General features: G+C 50.3%; 12 protein-coding genes. 6 read left to right on the top strand and 6 right to left on the bottom strand.

Annotation, left to right across the window (positions count from 1 at the left end; translation table 11 throughout):
- Window positions 1-47 precede the first annotated feature (47 nt).
- Both QFX39_RS05930 and QFX39_RS05935 read left to right on the top strand, forming a co-directional pair.
- Window positions 48-857: a zinc ribbon domain-containing protein gene (locus QFX39_RS05930; protein ID WP_300478238.1), complete on the top strand. Its 810-nt coding sequence runs from the start codon at window positions 48-50 to the stop codon at window positions 855-857.
- A gap of 4 nt (window positions 858-861) precedes the next feature.
- The gene (locus tag QFX39_RS05935; protein WP_300478240.1) at window positions 862-1,800 is read left to right on the top strand and encodes a M48 family metallopeptidase; all 939 of its coding nucleotides are present in this window, start codon (window positions 862-864) and stop codon (window positions 1,798-1,800) included.
- Window positions 1,801-1,804: 4 nt separating this feature from the next.
- On the opposite strand, the gene QFX39_RS05940 is transcribed toward QFX39_RS05935, so the two are convergent.
- The 3 genes from QFX39_RS05940 to QFX39_RS05950 form a co-directional block, all read right to left on the bottom strand.
- Window positions 1,805-10,624 carry a carboxypeptidase regulatory-like domain-containing protein gene (locus QFX39_RS05940; protein WP_300478242.1) on the bottom strand — a complete coding sequence of 2,940 codons (8,820 nt, stop codon included), beginning with the start codon at window positions 10,622-10,624 and terminating at the stop codon, window positions 1,805-1,807.
- 151 nt (window positions 10,625-10,775) lie between these two features.
- A complete protein-coding gene (locus tag QFX39_RS05945; protein WP_300478245.1) occupies window positions 10,776-11,192 on the bottom strand; it encodes a YkvA family protein in 417 nt (138 codons plus the stop codon).
- A gap of 40 nt (window positions 11,193-11,232) precedes the next feature.
- Entirely contained in the window at window positions 11,233-13,983 is a 2,751-nt protein-coding gene (locus QFX39_RS05950; protein WP_300478248.1) for an ATP-dependent DNA helicase, read from the bottom strand.
- A gap of 105 nt (window positions 13,984-14,088) precedes the next feature.
- On the opposite strand from QFX39_RS05950, the gene QFX39_RS05955 reads away from it, so the two are divergent.
- The 4 genes from QFX39_RS05955 (at window position 14,089) to QFX39_RS05970 (ending at window position 17,590) form a co-directional block, all read left to right on the top strand.
- Window positions 14,089-14,880 (top strand): ZIP family metal transporter, encoded by a 792-nt coding sequence (locus QFX39_RS05955; RefSeq protein WP_300478251.1) that lies wholly within the window; start codon window positions 14,089-14,091, stop codon window positions 14,878-14,880.
- 83 nt (window positions 14,881-14,963) lie between these two features.
- Window positions 14,964-15,515 (top strand): DNA protection during starvation protein, encoded by a 552-nt coding sequence (dps, locus tag QFX39_RS05960; RefSeq protein WP_300478254.1) that lies wholly within the window; start codon window positions 14,964-14,966, stop codon window positions 15,513-15,515.
- A gap of 86 nt (window positions 15,516-15,601) precedes the next feature.
- The gene (locus QFX39_RS05965) at window positions 15,602-15,835 is read left to right on the top strand and encodes a cytochrome b5 domain-containing protein (protein ID WP_300478257.1); all 234 of its coding nucleotides are present in this window, start codon (window positions 15,602-15,604) and stop codon (window positions 15,833-15,835) included.
- Window positions 15,836-15,844: 9 nt separating this feature from the next.
- Entirely contained in the window at window positions 15,845-17,590 is a 1,746-nt protein-coding gene (locus QFX39_RS05970; protein WP_300478260.1) for a thiamine pyrophosphate-dependent enzyme, read from the top strand.
- On the opposite strand, the gene QFX39_RS05975 is transcribed toward QFX39_RS05970, so the two are convergent.
- From QFX39_RS05975 to QFX39_RS05985, 3 genes are all read right to left on the bottom strand, one after another.
- Entirely contained in the window at window positions 17,583-18,623 is a 1,041-nt protein-coding gene (locus QFX39_RS05975) for an ABC transporter ATP-binding protein (protein WP_300478263.1), read from the bottom strand. The genes QFX39_RS05970 and QFX39_RS05975 overlap by 8 nt on opposite strands.
- Before the next feature lie 2 nt (window positions 18,624-18,625).
- A complete protein-coding gene (locus QFX39_RS05980; protein WP_300478265.1) occupies window positions 18,626-19,312 on the bottom strand; it encodes an ABC transporter permease in 687 nt (228 codons plus the stop codon).
- 65 nt (window positions 19,313-19,377) lie between these two features.
- Window positions 19,378-20,280 (bottom strand): extracellular solute-binding protein, encoded by a 903-nt coding sequence (locus tag QFX39_RS05985; RefSeq protein WP_300478268.1) that lies wholly within the window; start codon window positions 20,278-20,280, stop codon window positions 19,378-19,380.
- Window positions 20,281-20,482: the final 202 nt, after the last annotated feature.

A 20,482-nucleotide genomic window follows, 5' to 3' on the forward strand; every position in this document is an offset into this window, starting at 1 on the left:
TAGAAGTCACTATGAATTATAAACTGAATATTGAAGGGGAGGTGTGGATGGTTAATGGAAACTCTGAATCAGGGAATACACTTTATTGCACGAAATGCAGGAAGGAAATCCCAAATGGTTTTAAATTCTGCACCAGCTGTGGAACCCCACTTGTAAAAAATAGGGGGTTACACATTGATGGGGATCAAATTGCATCACATGATGATATTAAGATCTGCCCCAAATGTGGCTATAAGCTAGCCCCTCAATCACGTTTCTGCACAAACTGCGGGAACAGGATCAGTACCCTGAGGGTAGCCTCTAGTTGTCCCCATTGCGGGACAGATGCCAAACCCGGGCAGCGATTCTGCATTGAATGCGGCGAATCATTAGTTAAGGCGGGACCCACATCTGAGGATATAAGCAAAGCCCTGGCAATAAAAAGATCAAAATCAGAAAACGAAGAGGGTTGTGGCGAATCATTAGTTAAGGCAAAACCTACATCTGAGGATATAAGCAAAGCCCTGGCAATAAAAAGATCAAAATCAGAAAACAAAGAAGAATCTAATTATGAGAATAAACTTAAACATGTAGTCTCAGTGAACGATGAATCTAATTATGAGAATAAACTTAAACAGGAAGTCTATAAACTGGAATCCAGATTTTTCAATACCTTTGATGAGATTATTGATTCTGCAGACACTCTCCTTAAGAGAAGAAGTTCTAAAGGGAATTCCATGAGGGAAAATGAATGCGGTTATATTGTGTGTGATACATGTAACAGGTACTACAGGCTCAGACCATGGGATGATCCTCAAGAATTCTTAAAAAAATGTGAATGTGGCGGAACCCTCATTTTCAGGGAAGAAATATGGTGATATAATGGCTGGTGAAATAAAAAAACTTAACCTTCTTCATCCCAGTGAATATGAGCACCCACTGGATCGTCAGGCGCTCCAGGCCCTTGAGGGAACGCCTGGACTTGAAACATTAACGCGTAAGCTATTCAAGCATGGTGTAGAAAGATATACTCGTTTACTGTACACTGGAAGCTACATAAAGGCCAATGAGAACCACTTTTCTGAAGTTCATGATATTCTTATTGATGTGTGTAACACCCTACACCTCAAAAAGATACCTCAGCTTTATATAAAACGGGATTATGGGATTAATGGATTTGCCAGAGGATCAGAAAACCCAATAATCATCTTAACATCACGTGCCATTGATTTACTCACAGAAGATGAACTGCGATATGTAATTGGTCATGAGGTCGGCCATATCAAAAGTGGCCATATGCTGTACCATATCATGGCAGAGATTATACCCATAGCGGGTGACATCATTGGCACGGCTACACTGGGAATAGGTGGACTCATAAGTACCGGCCTTGAACTGGCACTTCTCTACTGGAATAGAATGTCAGAATTCACCGCTGACAGGGCAGGACTCCTGGCATGTCAAAATGAAGATGCTGTTATAAACGCCATGATTAAAATTGCAGGAGCACCTAAGACTTTTTTCGACAGGATCGACAGAGATCAATTCATTGAACAGGCAAGGGAATTTAAGGGGTACGATTATGATGGCCTTGATAAGGTAGGGAAAACCCTCCTCATCATGGGATCCTCACATCCCTGGACTGTTATGAGGGCATCTGAAATCCTTGATTGGGTTGAATCAGGAGCATACAGTGAAATTATAGAAAAACACACTGGTTCACAATTAGAAATCGATTTAAAGTGTCATAAATGCGGAACAGCTCTTACGGGTGATGAGAACTTCTGCGGGATCTGCGGATCAAAGTTGTGGGGTAGGTGAGCCCTCACGTATTCCTCCTTCTAAGGGCCCCGTACACCCCAATTATGAGCACAGATACCAGGAGAGACACCGCAAGCCATGTGTAGTCATATCCTCCCCTCATACCTGTGGGTGTAACGTTAACCATTTCAGCGGGTGGTACCACAGCCCTGGATGGGACCTCACTCACAGCACCTGAAACAGTGTACACCGCATGAGCAATCACAGTCTCCCTTACACCGCCGTGTTCACCCTCCTCGGGTGGCTTCACCGGTGAAGCACCCTGTATCATGAAGATCACTGTACTGTAGACCACGTTCACTCCATCGGTGGCCCTCACAACCAGTGTGTAAACACCCGGTGAACTTACCGGTCCCCCTGTGTAGAGTTTGCCGTTGAGTGTTGCGAACCACCCCTCAAGGTTGTCATCGTCAACTGATATGAGGGGTTTTACTGTACCGGTGTACCTTCCGCCACCTGATACGCCTGTAACCCTGATAACCGGTGCCCTGCCATCGTACTTGTAGGTTGAACCGTACTGGTCTATGAGGATGCTGAAGAATTTATAGACACCCGGGGTGATGTTACCGGTCCACTCTGAACCTGAGATAGGGTTTCCATCCTCATCGAGAACCTCAACGGTTATCCTGTAACTGTCTGTGTCAACCCCGAAGGCCTGTATCCTGAGCTCCCCTATAACTGCCGGTATCACCATGACCTGTGGTTCACTGTAGGGGCTGTTGTAGAATGCACTGGCACCGAAGTCGTTGACTATTCTCTGACCCTCAGGACGTGTGGGGTCATATCCTATCCTGCGACCGTCAGGTGCTGTTACAAGGAGTGCCACAGGTGAATAGGCTGCCAGGTATATCCTTGAGGGTTTACCCTGGGTGCCCCCCTTTATGAGGGGGAGGAGACGCATTATATCGGTGTTTGATGATAGAACCTCGGGTATGAAGCTACCACTCCTTCTAAGGTACTCTGAGGCATATCTCTCATATACGGGTATTGCGGCGTCCCATGAACTCCTATCGGATGTTGGCCAGTTCCTCACTATCCTGGCTATCTTGAGCAGGGTATCATAGAAGTATCCCCCTGCACCGTACCAGAGCCTTCCAGCCGTCGCAGGGTAGGTGACGTCATCAACTGTGATTCTGTCAGGTGATACAAGCCTGAAGGTACTGACCAGTGCCTCCCGGGCATTGTGGAAGCTGTACTCTGCGTCCGAGTATGCTACTGCAACATTCGATGATGCATGGACATCATCCCACCTTGTGAAGCTTGCTATCTTGAAGAAGACCTTCAGTGTCGTCACCACGATCTTACCGTAGGGGTTTTTGCTGACCACATCGAGGACAGCATCCTTGATCAGGCTGACGGTTGTTTTACCTATGTGTTCAGCCACCTTGCGAGCTATATCCCTTTTCACCGTGTCTATACTCGCTGATAGGAATTCACTGATGGCCTCATGTGTACCTCCAGATGTGTATGGGAGGATGGCTGTCAGCTGTGGACGGTAGTTCTCTGCAACCCTCAGCTGCCACATGCACTTGAAGACGTACTCCCAGAGTTCCCTCTGGAAGTCAAGTTCTCCCTTAACAAACTCTGCTATCTCAAGGACATCACCCACGACACTCTCCTCAAACTTGTTACCCGCCTTCTTGGCCTTCATCTCCCTCAGTTTCTCCACGGCATCGTTTATTTTACTTGCACCGGTGAGTCCCGTTGAGAACCAGGATAGTGCCTGTTCAACCCCTGTAAGTGTGGCTGGTGTTGATCCATCACCCAGTATGAGGCCTATCATGTCCTTTATAACCTCATCGTCGTCAGGGATCGGGGCCGGGTCTGAGACCAGCCATGCGATTCCCCAGAGTAACCAGCCGCTCCAGCTTCCTGCGGAGTCCTCAATCCAGTCCCTGGTTGACTGGGGTATGAGTTCAGGGGATGTGACATTGAAGGTGGTGTAGAAGGCCTTTCTCTGGGCCGCCTGGAATATCATGCGTTTGAGGTCCATGTCCCCGATCTCATAGTAGTTGCTTCCAACCTTCTTGAGTACCTGTATCTCCAGGAGTGTTCCATAGGTTGATACAAGTTCATTGCCTGAGTAAAGGTAGCCTGGTTTTCCCCCAGCGTAGTCAGGTCCCCAGACGAGGTATATGCAGTAGTCCTCTCCATTGTACCTGATAGTCTGCCAGAGGGCTGGCTGTCCACGGGCAGTTGTGAAGCTCCATGTGTAGGGCCCCATTTTTGGGAGTACAACCCCATAGATAGTCCTTATGTCCTGGCTGACGTATCCGGTGAAGGTTTTGAGACCCCCAAGTTCACTGAAGGGGGTGAAGTAGGCCCTCTGCAGGGTTTGATCGTAGCTGGCTGTTCCGTTTATGATTCCGCCTGCGGAGTTCCTGAGGTGGAAGACATCTGAACTGAACCTTGCAGCATCCAGGGGAACCTTGAACCGGGCCCATATTGTTGGTTTGAGTTTAACGTCCTCCTCACCGAAGTCCGGGTACACGTAATCCACTATGGACTTAACAAATTCAACGTGGTCTATCTTTGATGATACAGAGACCGTCATACCCGCGCTGTTCTGGAACCAGTTCACGGTCTCCCATACGAATATCACCTTCAGGTTGGCTGTGTTAAGGCCCTCGGGTATCTTCACAATGTAGTTCTTCCATATCCTTCCGTCAGCCCCCCTTCTGGATGCGACACTGTTATCCACAATACCTGCCCGGTTCACCCATGGGGCTTCATGTCTGACGTAGAGTATTGCAGGGGGGTTCAGGGTGCTTAGGAGGTCAAAGCCGCGAATTCCCTTGGTGTTATTCACCAGAAGGTTGTATCCTCGCCCATCGTCGAAGTAGACCAGTATACCTCCACCCCACCCCCAGTAAACGTTGTTGATGACCTCTATATCGGTCATCCACAGTGAGAGGTATTCTGCATCAGCCACATTAATATATGGGGTCTCTGCTATGGTGAAGGCAAGCTGCCCACCCATTGGGAGTATGATGTTATCCGATCTTTCTGAGTATCTCCCGAGGAGATTGTTGCTGGGTCCATCCATTGCACAGTAACCGTGAAGGGCGCTGCTGCCAGGTTTGAAGTAGTATGAACTGTTGGTTTTCAGGTAATGGGTGTGGTTTCCTGAGTACACCCCGATGTCAGGGATGTACATGTACCTCTCATTGAAGTTCTGTAGGCTTACAGGTGTCCTTTCAAGGTGATAGAATCCTGTGTCCAGTGTCCCTGAGAATCCCCTGCCATCGGTAACTGTAAGGCTCACCGTGTGCGGGCCCTCTGTAAAGTTTCCTGTAACCTCATATCTCACAGTACACATGTAGGGAAGAGTGCCAGGGGTTATGATGGGCTGCGATGCTACCGTGGAACCATCCACCTTAAGGATGAATTTATTGAATCCACCATCTGAGTTCTCCTGCACATCAAATACCATAATCAGGGTTTCATTTTCCTCTGAGACCATATCAATACTCTTTTCTATGATTTCAGGGTTTCCGGTGAAGCTTGAGAAGCGCAGTTCAGATGTCTCCTCGTTACCTGCCCTGTCCCTTACTGTAACCTGGAGTGTGTGCTGGCCATCGCTGAGGAAGCCATATAACCTGGGATTGTATTTTACCTCAATGGATTCAAGTGATGCTGTATAGTTATAATTGTAGCCATATATGCCTGAGATTAAAGGATCAGAATATGTTCTCCCTCCATACTGAAGCCTACCTGTTATATCAGTACCGTCAAGTAGTACCCTCAGGTCCTGAGGGACAGGATCAGGCATTCTGTCATACATTCTGTTATAATAAACCATTAGTTTGCCCCTCCAGAGACCTGATGGTCCAGTATCTGATACCCTGAAGCTCAGTAAGGTGCCCGGTCTCACGGTGCTATTCTCCCTTGGAGCTGTGAACTGGACAAGAGGCTTTGATGTGTCAATGAGAATCCTGTAGACCACACTCCGGAAGTTTCCAAGGATGTCGGTGGCGTTCATCACTATCTCATGGTAGCCGTCAGAGGGGGCTGAGATGTTCACCGTGAATGTGGTTGCCGTAAAGCTTGATGTCACATTGCAGGTTTTTGATGTTGCATTGAAACTGAAAATTCCGGTAAGGTCCTTAAGTATGCCTCCGATAGGGGTATTTCTTGATTTGATCACATCAGGATCTGTTAATATGATTTCAGGTCCCGTGGTGTCGACGATTGTTGAACCACCCAGTGTGTTTGAGAATGCCCCATCCATCCCCACAGCCATGATGGTGAAGTGTATCTCCCCATCGGGTGCCATGAACGTCCTCTGCCAGTCCCTCAGCCATCCGCTCCAGTATCCATCTATTCTATCCTCAAATCCTCCAAGTTCAACACTGTTGGATGGTATCTCAAAGAGAAGGGAAACCGACCTTACAGGTTCACTTATATCTGCGGTTATATGCATGCTTTCCCTTCCAGGTACAAATGCGGGCGTCACCCTGAGGTTGCTTATGGTGGGGCCTGAAGCATAGGACACGAAGATCCTCCAGTCCACTGATGTGCCGAGGCCCTGGGGATCAATTGCGATGGCGGTGAGTTTGTGCCATCCAGCTGAGATGCCTGATAGTGTCGCTGTCATTGCCCAGCTTCCTGTGAGGCTGTTACCTGTTATCATGGTTGCAACTGGCAGATTATCAAGGAGGATCTTTGAATCAACAAATGAGAGTCCATTTCCAGGGTCATTCCTCACAGATACCGTTACCGGTATCTCTGTGGGCTTCCTGAAGAATGACCCATCCTGGGGGCTAATAGATGTGATAACTGGCGGGTTACCTGTCGGTGGCAGGTACTGGAATGTCCAGGTCGCTGTTACCTCACCTGGCACCTCAGCCCTGGCTGTGCATGGGCCCCTGGGGGGCATTGAGGAGGGCGTGAATATGAGCCAGTCCCCTGTCCATGAGAGTATCCCGGGTAGCGGTGTCCCTGTGGCGGCTGTTCCAGGGTAGAGGTTCAGTGTGGCCGCAGCACCATCCCTTCCACCGAAGAGCCTCACACCCACACTCTGGAGTTCCCTGAGGACCTCCCCTGGTGAGGGGGACCTGTCCATTACGAAGGTCCTGAAGACAATATCCTGGTGGAGGTGCTCCCCGTTTCCAAGGAGGAAGTAGACGGACTCTGCCCTATCAGTGACATATGCTGTGAGTATGTGGTAGCCTGGTATGATATCAGTGAACTCGAATCTGCCATCGGGGCCTGTAATCATACTGATGGCACCATCCAGGACCACCTCACCCTGGAGGGGCCCGGCCCAGCAGAGTATCTGGCCCTCAATCATAGTTGAGAGGAATGGCTGAAGTGGCTGGTTGTGTTCAAAATCCTCACCAACTTCAGGGAATAACCAGAGGTCCCTTACAGGTACGTAGCCTGGTTTTTCAAAGTCCAGGGTGTAGGGTATCCAGGGTTGGAGTGACTGGAAGCTGTATGATCCATCTGTACCGGTGAGTGCCACAAGTTCAAGGTCAACAAATTCGCCTCTGTATCTTCTGAAGGTCACTGTGACACCACTCAGCGGGAGACCTGTTACAGCGTCTGTTACTGTACCATGGATGCCTGAGTATGGACCAGGATACAGTATGATCTCCCTGAATAGGGCTGATGTTTCCTGGAGATCAACTGCTTCTGATGCAGGCTCATACGGGTGTAATCCTGCTGTAAGGTTATATGATCCTGATATTGGGGCGGCTATCTCATATCTTCCCTCAGAGTCTGTGATGGTGGATGCAACTGATGTACCATCCATTAAAAGTTCCACAAGCGCCCCCTCCAGAGGTGAGGGGTCCCTTTCAAAGTTCGCATGGAGCACCCGACCATAAACGGAGTTTTTAAGGTGCAGTTCAAAGTCCACAGGGATTATTAGGTTGGGCGCAATAGTGGTGGCCTTGCTCACAGGGATGTGGGTGGGGCTGGAGGCTGTGAAGATGTAGTTCCCTGCTGGAAGGTCGAAGCTGTAGAAGCCACTGGAATCTGTAGTGTTTGAGATGCTGGGGTAACCCACCCTTGAGGCTGTGACGGTTATCCCTGAAAGAGGCTCACCAGGGAAGTTCCTTATGTAACCCTGCACCCTGCCTGTTTCCTCCACATCAAGCTGAAGGGTGAAAATTCTGTTCACAGGTAACTCCCAGGGCAGTATATCAACTGTAAGGTTCCTGTAACCATCCTTTGAGAATACGAGCCTCATAAGGTTGGCTGTTGTTCCATGGAGGTTACATATGAATCTACCTGATGAATCTGTTCTTACTGAATTCCATTCAACAGGCTGGTCTGCATTTATGTAGAGGAGGTCCACCTTAACATTGAATACTGGAACCCCCACATCATCAACCACAGTACCTTTTATCTCAAGGGGGACTGTGTTAGGGACCAGTGTAACATTTATGGTCAGGTTCCGGTCCTCTGTGAGGGTGTACCAGTAGCCGTCCCAGTAATAGTAGTTATAAGGGTAGAGGGAGATGTCCCAGTCTGAGGCAGGGCAGTGTTCAAATACAGCAAGACCATCAGCACCTGTGGTGCCACTGAACGTGTCCAGACCATAGAGGTAGACGGTTTCACCCACCACAGGGTTGCCGTTAATGTCAGTAACATTAACAGTTATGTTTGAGGGCCAGAGGTCCAGCTGTATGTCACGGGTTGTGACACCCTCACCCATTAACATGTAGATGTCTGCATCACGGTAGTGTGACAGGTAGGTTTTTAGGTGACCTGAGAGGCCTGATACCAGTTCAGGGAAATTCTGGGTTGTGAAGATGTAGAACCCATCTGAATTCGTCTCGCCCCATATGGATGTGTATCCTGGATGTGTTTCAGGCCAGAAGTACAGCCTGACACCCCGTAGCGGTGCACCCATTGAGTCATAGACATGACCCTGCAGTGTCACAGGAAGCCCCTTCCTTATGAGCCTCACCGTCACTGACTCACTGCCACCATCAGTGATTGTGAAATTACCGGTGACCGGTACATAGCCGTAGGGCCCCACGGTGTAGGTCCAGAGGCCATCGGGGATGTGGTTGAAGAGTGCAACACCATCCGCCCCGGTGACCCTGTAGAGGTGGGCGGGTCCATCAAGCTGGATCCCCACTCCACTCAGTGGCTCCCCATCCCAGTTCACTACCTTGAAGGATGCTGAGCCGTCATAGTAGCCCATAACGATGTTATGAACGTTTTCAGATGACATGTTCAGGGCTATGACTGCATGGTAGGGCCTGTAGAGTGGGTGATAAGCGTGGATGTCATATGTCCCTGTATCTGAGGGTCCAACACCATAGAAGAGGTAATGGCCTCCCTCATCAAGGCCCGCGTTCAGCTCAACAGGTTCACCATTCTGGGTGTAGCTGAGGGTAACATCCGCGTATACGATGTTATCGTCGGGGTCACTCACATAACCTCCCAGTGTGGTTTCATGTTCAAGTTCAATTTCCCTGTAATCTCCTGTTTCAGGGACTGTGAAGGTCTCAGCGTAGGGTTTATACATCCACATCTGCACAGTGAGTGTCACGGGCACACCTGATGTGAGGAGGGGGTGGTCATCTGTGCTGAAGGCGTACTCCCCACTGGAACTGGTGTACCTGCTTAACCGGAATGAGCCTGATTCAAGGACAACCTCGGCGCCCTCAATGGGTGTTCCCCTATCAACCACGGTTCCCCTAACCTCAACCGGAAGCCCGAATCTTATAAGTTCTATGCTGAGGGTGTTTTCACCATCATCAACCTGAATTGTCCTGGTTTCAGGGGCGTATAGTGGATGTGAAACCTGAAGGGTGAGTTCTCCTGTCTCGACGGCCAGTTTAACTGAGCCATCCTCACCGGTGTATCCTTCCATTCCAGCGAATGAGATAACAGCATCTTCAACGGGCTCCCCACTTGAGTTGGTGACGTTAACCGTGAGGAGCGTCCTCTCATCCAGGATTATATCAAGTGTTATGTCGTCACCTGGCTGCAGGGTAAGGTCACTGCTCCAGGGGTGGTAGCCGTATGCGTCCACCGTTACCCCCCTAACGAGGGGGACCTCATCCTCTCTGAATTCAAAGTAGAAGTTCCCATAGAGGTCTGTGTACTCTGTGCGGTTCTCGCCCTCAAGAAGGACGGTTACAGGGATACCTGATGGCAGGGTTTCCTGGCCCCTCACAGTGCCCCTGAGGGTGGTGCGGTACTCCATTTCAAGATCAAAGCGTGATGATTCACCAGGGTCCATGAGGATGTTATACCTCTCTGTGAAGAGGTCGCCGCGGAAGGCCACGAGGGCAAGGTAGGCCTGTATTACGCCGGGGTGTTCATCAAAGTATCTTCCATAATTTACCATATATCTGCCAGCGGAATCGGTGTAGTTCTCTGCAATGGTGACATCCAGCTGGTCACGGACCTCAACGATGACGTTCTCCAGTGGTGTGCCGGTGGTGTCATAGACGGTACCGTAGAAGGAGTTGGGGTATGCAAGTTCAAAGTTAACCTCGAGGGGTTCATTCACGTCAAGAATAAGTGATGATTGGGTGTAATTTTCGGCTGATGCCACAACTTCATAGGTGCCCGGGGGTAGAATAAGGTTGTAGGCCCCTGATGAACTGGTGGTGTTCTCAGCAACCGTCACACCATCCTGCAGGGCCCTTACAGTTGCATTTTCTATCGGATCCCCATTCCAGGACTTCACTGTCCCGTATGGGTCAATGCCAGGTGGTGGTATTGTTGAGTCGTTGAGTTCAGCAGCAGAAACAGGACATGTCATTGCCAGAATACTCAGTAGAAGTATAAAAAGAGCAATTCCAGTGTATGCACCTTTTCTTAAAGAGGAGAATCCATCAGTAATATCATTCAAGATTTACCCCCCAGAACCCCTTTAGTATAATAATATTTTATTCTATCTCGCTGTATTTAAAATTTTTTAATTTAAGATTAAAAAAATAAAATTTCTTAAAACAATGGTTTTTCATATTAAAGTAATGTTATTTGATAAAACGTAGACCTTTTCACCTGAAACCGGCATATGAGAGTATTTCCCCTCTTTTTTCTCCCAGTATCTCTGAGGCCCTCTCCAGGCACTCTTCAATAACTGATTCAAGTTCTTCATCACCAGCCCAGTGCTCCTCCAGAAAGGCGTATCCGTGGCGGGATGCAAGCTCATCCACAACCACAGCGCAGAGGTAAACGTCGTCAATGTATCCATGTGGACCATAGATCTCCTCGGGTATCACATCGTAGGGGGCCACCAGGTAACCCATGGCGGCGGATATCCTCAGCCTCTCCTCACCCAGCAGCTCATCACTCCTAAGCACGTCAGCCAGCAGCCGGAAGAGATCCGGGGCGTAATCCACTATCCTCTCATATTCTCCACGGTAACTGTTAATGTTATCCCGTAAAACATCATAGAAATGTGTGAAATCCATAAGAAACACCCCAATCACCCAAATGCGTAAATTCCATCAGCTATACCCCACAGAAGTTCCTGAACACACACCTTGAGCAGAACTGATTCCTGCGGGGCTCGAAGCACTCACTCCTTATTTTCTCAACTGTCTCTTCTATCCTCTCCTTCACAGTGAAGTCGGGGTCGGAGTCAAATGACATCCTCATGGAGTCCCTGATGGCGTATGCAGAGAGCCTTTCAAAATTGTATCTCTCCCTCAGTGCATACTCGTAGGTTCTGAGCTGGTATTCGAGTCCCATCCTCTCAATCCCCCCGTGTTCCCGGGCCTTGAAGTCCACAAGCTCCAGTTCACCCTCAGAGTTCCTGATGATGAGGTCGGTCCTGCCCTCTATTATTATATCATCGTCGGGTATGGAGAATGGCTCCTCCACCGAGACAACCTCCTCTATATGGTCCCTGCTGTCATGGTAGTAGTTGAGGAGTTCCCTTTCAAGGCGCCTCTTTTTCAACTCATCGTCTCTCCCCATGGGTATCCAGCACCTTTCAACGATTTCCCTTATGAATGCCCCGTTTATATTCTCTGAATTCTTCATTGCAATGTGTAACTCTTCGAGGCACCTGTGTAGTATGATACCGTAGCGCTGCATGAAGGTTTCCGGGTAGACGAAGCCGTAATGGTAGATCATCATGTACCTGAAGGGGCACTCATCGTAGGTGAAGAGGGCCGAGAAGTTGATCCGTAGGGGCTCCTCTGACCACTCCCTCTCAAGGCACCCCTCAATGGATGTGCACTCACACTCGTATATACCGCACTTCTCCCTTAACTCGGTGATGTATGGTGAGATCCCCACCTTCCTCGTGTTGATTCTGGGTGCGGTGGAGATGATAAGTGCATCCTGGGCCCTTGTCATTGCAACGTAGAAGAGCCGCCGGTCCTCATCCTCCTGTTCTCCAGATGATAGGAGCAGTTCATGGGGGATGGGCACCAGTTCCTTCCTCTTCCTTTTTCTGCCCGGGAACCTTCCATTTATTACAGAACAGATGAACACAACAGGAAACTCAAGACCCTTTGCCTGGTGGACTGTCATCACCTTCACTGAGGCCGGGTCCTCCAGGACGGCCTCGTCATGGTGGAGGTGATGGGGGAGGAGGTAGAGGTACCAGAGGATGTCCTGTATCCTGGCACCTGGTTTTATGGTTTCATACTTGTCTATGAGTGAACTGAGTTTTGCAAGGTTGAATATCCTTGCTCTGCTCTTGTCACTACCATCAAGGAGGAGTCTTCTGAGGTAACCTGTCACCTCCAGTATCCTGTAGAAGGTCTGGAGCACCGTAAGTGAGCCCTTTTCAAGTTCCTCCCTGATCCTGTTGAGGCCGAGTATCTTCTCTGCATCCTCACCCCTGATACCAGCATCCTCCAGTTTCTGGAGGGAGTTGAAATCCGAGAGTTTCACATCCCTCTCAAGGGATTCAAGGGCCTCCAGTGTTTCCCTACTTAAATCCAGGAATTCACCGCGGAACATGGATATGTTCCACCAGCCACCCCACCTTCCACTGAATTTACCATCGTAATTGGGGGGGTCCACGTAGGCCAGGAAGTAGAGCATGCTCCTTATCTCGTATCTCTTGAGGAATGATCCGTCACCGCGGACTATGTAGGGGATCCCCTCCCTCCTGAGTTCCCTGAGTACCTTGTCTGCATGGTAGCGCACACTCCTGAATAGAAGTGCAACGTATCCGTAGTCAGGGATTTTGCCTGTGGCTTTGAGTTTCTTTATGAGGGCTACTATGTTCCTGGCCTCGGCGTTAACATCACGGCTCCTGAGTATCACAACGTCTGTTCCGCCATCCCTCACAGGCTTTATGGTTTTCCGGTAGTGTCTCTCCCTCCTCATGAACCTGTCGGCTGTGAGCACTATCCCTGCCCTTGACCTGAAGTTGTCCTCAAGGAAAACCACCTCTGCATTGTATTTGTCCCTGAACCTTATGAAGTTCTCGGGGGTGGCGCCCCTGAATCCGTAGATGCTCTGGTCCTCATCCCCAACGACGCATATGCTTGATTTGGACCCTGCTATTTTCCTGAATATCCTCTCCTGGATTGGGCTCGTGTCCTGGTACTCGTCGATCATTATGTACCTGTATTTATTTCTGACAGATTCAAGGACATCCTCGTTTGATTTAAGGAGGATGTAAACCTCCTTTTCAAGTCCAGGGAAGTCTATCTTCTTTTCCTCCCTCAGGGCATTCAGGTATTGGCTGTAGCAGGCTGCCATGCCATGGTATCTCTTCTTATGAGGGTAATGTTTTTTGAGGGCCTCCATGAGTTCTTCAGGGTCCACACAGTTCTCGGTGCATCTGTTGAAGAATTCTATTGCCTCATGGACCTCACCCATCTTCATGAAACTGTTAAGCCCGATCCTGTAGAAGACTGACCTTAGGAACATGAGCTGTGACTCCTCGTCCAGGATCTCGAATCCTGCTCCAAGGTCATGTTCCTCGGGGTGCTCCCTGAGTATGGTGCTGCAGAATGAGTGTATGGTTGATATCTGCATGAGTTCGGCGTCCAGTCCAACGCAGTTTATGAGTCTTGACTTCAGCTCATCTGCCGCCTTTTCTGTGAAGGTTATAACAAGTATATTCTCCGGGCTAACCCCCTTTCTTTTAACAAGGTAAGCTGTCCTCTCAACAAGAACCCTTGTTTTCCCGGCACCTGGTCCTGCCACAATTACAAGTGGTCCGTCGGTCTTCTTAACGGCTCTCTTCTGGTTCTCTGTACATGCCTCCCCTTTCCTGCAGAGTGATCCTGTCATCGTGACTGTTTCATAGATTGGGTGGTGAATATATTAATGTTTTCCCCGTTTGATGGAATTTTTCTGGTGAAGAATTATTAAGTCACAGCATACATACAATCTACAATGAACCCCGCAGACCCCATCCTCAACGCATTCCTTGCAACCGTCTTCACCTGGCTCATGACACTTGCAGGGGCGGCCCTGGTCTTTCTCCCTGTGAGGGCTGAGAGGAAACTCCTTGACTCCTCACTTGGCTTTGCAGCGGGTATAATGATCGCTGCAAGTTTCTGGTCTCTCCTGGTTCCTGCAATTGAACTTTCAGCCATCAACGGATATGCAGAGTGGTTACCCCCGGCCCTCGGGTTCCTTGCAGGGGGACTCTTCCTTTCAGGTGTGGATAAGATCATACCCCACCTTCACCCTGGATGCGACCCTGAGGATGCAGAGGGGCTCCCCACGACCTGGAGGAGGAACAGGCTCCTTCTCCTTGCCGTTGCCATACACAACATCCCGGAGGGCCTTGCGGTTGGTGTTGCCTTCGGGGCCGCTGCAGCCACAGGTGCACTTGCAGCACCCATCACCCTGGCCCTGGGTATAGGCATACAGAATCTGCCTGAGGGGGCCGCGGTCTCCCTCCCACTGAGGGGTGAGGGCCTGTCCAGGTGGAGGAGTTTCACCTACGGCCAGGTATCGGGCCTGGTTGAAATCCTTGGTGGCCTTGCAGGCGCTATTCTGGTTTACTCATTCTCAGGGGTCATGCCCTACGCCCTGGGCTTTGCTGCTGGTGCCATGATATTTGTGGTGATAGAGGACATCATCCCCGAGTGCCAGAGCGGGGGTAACACGGACATTGCAACTGTATCCGCCCTTTTGGGCTTTGTTCTCATGATGATACTTGACCTGGCACTTTCCTGAAATTTTTTCAGAAATTGGTCTGAAAGAATATTCACTATCATATTTTATTAGGGATGTTATACATAATATTCAGAGGTGATAGTATGGCCAGGGTTACCCGTGAAATGGTTGAAAATTCAGGTATAAATGTGGATGAACTTGTTGAACTCCTTGTGAAGAACGCGGCTGCGGAACTCACAACCTTCTACTACTACACGATACTCAGGGCCAACCTGATAGGCCTTGATGGTGAGGGGATAAAGGAGATAGCGGAATCTGCAAGGATAGAGGACCGGAACCACTTTGAGGCACTTGTCCCAAGGATATACGAGCTTGGAGGTGAACTCCCACAGGATATGAAGGAGTTCCATGATATCTCAGGATGCCCCCCCGCATACCTCCCTGAGAAGACCACTGACACCATGAAGATACTTGAGGTCCTTGTTGCCGCAGAGAGGTGCGCTGTGAGGCAGTACACCCACATATGCAATATAACTGCCGGTAAGGACCACAGGACCTATGACCTTGCACTCTCAATACTCCATGAGGAGATACAGCATGAGTCCTGGTTCTCAGAGTTCCTGGGTGAGGGCCCATCAGGGCACTTCATGAGGCGCGGTGAAACCTCACCCTTTGTGAGGAAATTCCTTGAATAACTTCTCTCCGGGTGCTGGGATACGGGAGTTCAGCTGGATATTAATAAAGAAACTGGGGACCAGAAGTGAAGCGCTTTGGTGGTGGAATGAGGGAGTTCACACCCGAGGATCTCAGAAAATTTGATGGAATTTCAGGTCCCGCATACGTTGCATGCGACGGCAGGGTCTACGATGTATCAGAGAGCTTCCTATGGAGGGATGGGCGCCACCAGGTAATCCACAGTGCAGGAAGGGATCTCACCCATGAACTGGAGAAAGCCCCCCATGGCAGGGAACTCCTTGAAAGGTTCCCAGTGATGGGTACCCTTAAGGTGAAATGAGGGCTTCAAATGGCAGACTTCAGGTGCACGGTATGCAATTACATCTTCCATGAGGAACATGAGGGTGAATTCGACTCACTCCCACTTGAATGGCGCTGCCCGGTCTGCAACGCGCCCAAGGACGCGTTTGTGAGGCTGGGGTCCAGGGCCAGGGAAACAGGGAGAACGGTCTCGGATGTCTTTATAGCACAGCTTGCAGCCTGGGGTGTGAGGTACATCTTCGGGATCCCGGGAACCTCAACACTGGGACTTGTTGATGCCATAAGAAGGAACAGTGACCTGAGGTACATACAGGTACGCCATGAGGCATCGGCGGCATTCATGGCCTCAGCCTATGGCAAACTCACAGGAAACCCTGCGGTTTGCATGGCAGTCGCCGGCCCGGGGGCATCGAACCTCATAACCGGGCTTCTGGACGCGGCCCTTGACAGGGCACCGGTTATAGCTGTGACAGGACAGGTTGAGACCTACAGGATCGGGACAGGTGCAAGTCAGGAGATAGACCAGCACAGCCTCTTCGAGTCCCTGACAGTGTACAACATGACCCTCATAAGCCCCGATGAGACCCCGGAGATTGTAAGGGAGGCCCTGAAACACGCCATCATCGAGAGGGGTGTTTCACATATTGATGTCCCCAGGGACGTCCAGACAATGGAGTGCACTGCCGGTGTAAGACCACTCACCGGTTCGATCGCCCCGGTATCTGTGACCGCACCCAGACGCCATTTACAGAATGCTGCATCCTTAATTGATTCTGCAGAGCGCCCCATCATAATCGCTGGATTCGGGGCGCTTGAAGCGGCGGAGAGTGTTGTTGAACTTGCAGAGAGGATAGGGGCCGGGATTGTGACCACATTCAGGGGCAAGGGGGTTGTTGATAACCACCACCCCCTTTACCTTGGCTGTCACGGGAGCCTGGGGTCCGCTGCGGCGGCCGAGGCCGTAAGGAAATCGGATCTCCTCATTGTTATAGGGTCATCCTTTTCTGACCTCACCCAGCTACCCCCTGGGAGGATCCTGCAGATTGACATAGACCCCCTCATGATCGCAAGGCGCCACCCGGTTGAGATGGGACTTGAGGGTCGATCCTCACTCACAGTACCCGAGCTTCTCTCCATGACCCGCGAGAGGAGGAGGGAGTCCTACAGGGCAGAGCTCAGGGAACTCAGGGAGAGGTGGCTGGCCCTTCTTGAATCTGAAATAGACTCATCCTCAAGGCCCCTGAGGCCACAGTACATAATGGCTGTCCTCAATGACCTCCTTGATGAGGGGGCCATCATATCCCTTGATGTTGGTGAGAACGGCTGGTGGTTTGGAAGGAACTTCCAGATGAAGGGCACCCAGAGGCTCCTCTTCTCAGGGTACCTTGGCTCAATGGGATTCGGGCTTCCGGCTGCAATTGCGGCGCAGCTGGAGTTCCCTGACAGGGAGGTTGCATGTATAACAGGTGATGGAGGGTTTTCCATGGTCATGGCTGAATTTCTAACCGCTGTGAAGTACCATCTCCCTGTGAAGGTCTTCATACTCAACAACAGGAGCCTCGGGATGATAATGCAGGAGCAGCTGGTTGAGGGTTTCCCCACCTGGCAGACCGAACTCCAGAACTGTGACTTCGCAGGGTTCGCTGAGAACTGCGGTGGCCGGGGAATCCGGGTCACCGAACCAGACAAACTGGAGGATGCTGTTTCAGATGCCCTCAGAACAGAGGGACCTGTGGTAGTGGACATCGAAACCGACCCAAGGCGCTTCATCTGATTACATGGACCGCAGATGCCTTGAATTCAAGCCAGACCTCTGAGCCTGTGGTGATCCCCATCTCATGGAGTGACCTCGCTGTCAGGTGTACAGTGAGTGTCTCACCGCCACACCTGACCTCCAGTTCCTGGAGGGAGCCTGAATCACGTATCGCTTTAACTGTGCCGCGGAGCTGGTTCAGTGCACTTGAATTCACCCTCCCCCATGATATGGTTATATCCTCGGGCCTCACGGTGGCTGAAACCATGCCCTCGGCCTCCTCTGACGAGTAGATACTCACACCGTTACATTCTATGATGGTTACACCGTCAGGGGTTACCCTGGCCATCCCCCTGAGTATGTTCTCTGCACCCACGAACTCTGCAACGAACCGGCTCGCCGGCCTCCTGAAGACCTCCCAGGGTTCACCCACCTGGAGGATCCTCCTGTTGAGTATGGCGATCCTGTCAGAGAGCTTCTGGCCCTGGATGAGGTCATGGGTTGTGAGTATCACTGTAACGTCAAGTTCAGCTATGACCTCCTCCATCCTCCTGGTGGATACAGGGTCAAGGCTGGATGTTGCCTCATCCAGGAGCACAAGTTCAGGCCGGTTTATGAGTACCTGGGCAAGTGCCAGGCGCTGCCTCTCACCACCCGATAGTTCAGTGGTCTTCCTTGAGGCGTCCTCAAGGTCCACCAGTTCAAGGACCTCCCGGACCTCCCGGACCTCCGGTTTCATCCCCCTCACATGGGGACCGTAGAGGATGCTCTCCCTTATGGTACCACGAAATACCGGGGTGTTCTGGAATACCATGCCCATCCTCCTTCTGACATCCACCTCCCTCTTCTCAGCCACGTTTTCGCCCTGGAAGATTATCTCGCCACTGTCAGGCTTTTCCAGGAGGTTTATTATACGTAGGAGTGTGGATTTCCCCGCCCCTGTGGGCCCTATGATCCCGAGGGTTTCACCCTCCCTGACCTCAAGGTTCACATCATCCAGGACCCTCACATCCCCATAGGCCTTCCTTATGCTGTGGAGTTCAAGCACGTTCATGATTATTTCTCCTGGAAGTGGTTCAGTACCGTGTTAACGGCCAGTGATATTATCAGGAGTATTATCCCCAGGGCTATTGAGAGCTCAAGGTTCCCCCTTGAGGTTTCCAGTGATATGGCGGTTGTTATGACCCTTGTGAAGCCCCTTATGTTTCCACCGAGCATTATGGCGGCTCCGACCTCTGAGATTGCCCTCCCGAATCCCAGGATGATTGCTGCCATGACAGCGTACCTTGCCTCCTCCAGGACCCTCACCATAACCTGGAACTCGGTGGCGCCCAGGGATCTTGCAAGGTCCCTGAGCTCCGGTTTAACACTTCTGAGGGCTGTGATGCTGAAACCTGTGACCAGCGGGAGGATGAGTATGGTCTGGCCGAGTATCATACCGGCAGGTGTGAAGAGGAGGTTGAGCGGACCCAGGGGTCCTGAGCGTGAGATGAGCAGGAATACAAAGAGGCCCACAAGTACGGTGGGGATGCTGTAGAGGGTCTGTATGATGTTAAGGAGGGCCCTCTTTCCCTTGAACTCCCGCAGGTCAATCATCGCCGCTGCCGGCACCGCAATTAGAGATGCCAGGACCGTGGATGAGACTGAAACCATGAGTGTCCTTGCTGTTATGTCAATGAGTTCAGGGTCAAGTGATGCCATGAGTTCAATGGCCCTTAAGAATCCAGTTACTATCTCGTTCAATGATCAGCATCCCCTGGAAAATTAAAATCAGTTAAATTTGTAAGTAAATCATTAAGTATTCCTATTTAGCTTTTTGGTTCATCCCCTCCAAATAGGGCTGTGAAGAGTGGCTGACCGTATTTATCCTTTCCGTAATCTGCTATGAGTTTCTGGCACTCATCGCTCAGGAGGAAGTCAACAAATTTCTCTGCAGCCTCCCTGTTCACACCACTCACCTTCTCTGGGTTCACGGGTATTGCTGCATAGACATTCAGTAGCGCCTTATCCTGTGTGAGGTATGTCACAAGTGTGATGTTCCCTCTGTAGGCAAGGTATGTGCCTGAATCTGTGAGTGTGTAGGCGCCCTTCTGGTCTGCAACCCTGAGTGTGTCGCCCATTCCGCTCCCGGTTTCAATGTACCATGCTGAGCCATTGACTGTTGCGTTGTAGTCTGTTACGTTTTTCCAGATCTTTATTTCCCTTGAATTGGTGCCGGAGTTGTCCCCCCTTGATACGAATTTCACAGAGGGGTTGCTGGCTGCTGCCTCAAGGATCCTCCTGAATGCGTCCTCTGCAGATTTAGCTTCACTGATATTAGCGGGGTCGCTCCCTGGTCCCACGATATAGAAGTAGTTGTAGGCGAAGGGGTGTCTTTCTGTACCGTAACCCTCCCTTATGAACTCATCCTCTCTCTTTTTATCGTGCACTATGACGAGGTCGGCGTCACCCCTTTTTCCCCTTTCAAGGGCTATACCCGTACCACCTGAAACTATCTGCACATCGATGTCAGGGTATTTTTTCTCGAATGCCGCCTCCACACTCTCAAGGAGCCCTGTATCCTCAAGGCTTGTTGTTGTGGATATTCTGAGTATCTGCCTGTTTCCATTGTCTGATATCCCATAAATGGCTGCCCCTATGATCACTGCAATAAGAGCAGCCATAGCAACGTATCTTTTCTCCATGCCTGGAACCTCCTTTACAACAGACATAATTTATCGACATGCAATATATATGCATATCGGTTCCATGACGGAAGGATGGGCCGTATCAGTTATGTAAACAAAAGAGTTGTGGTCCTCAAAATCTTAAAAAGCCTTTACATTTTTCTCAAATAAATAAACGGAGTTTATTATTACAGGTAATAACCCTTATACTTCTTCTCAAATCTTCAAAAAAAGGAAAAAGCAGACC

The sequence above is a fragment of the Methanothermobacter sp. genome (assembly GCF_030055425.1).
GTDB lineage: Archaea > Methanobacteriota > Methanobacteria > Methanobacteriales > Methanothermobacteraceae > Methanothermobacter.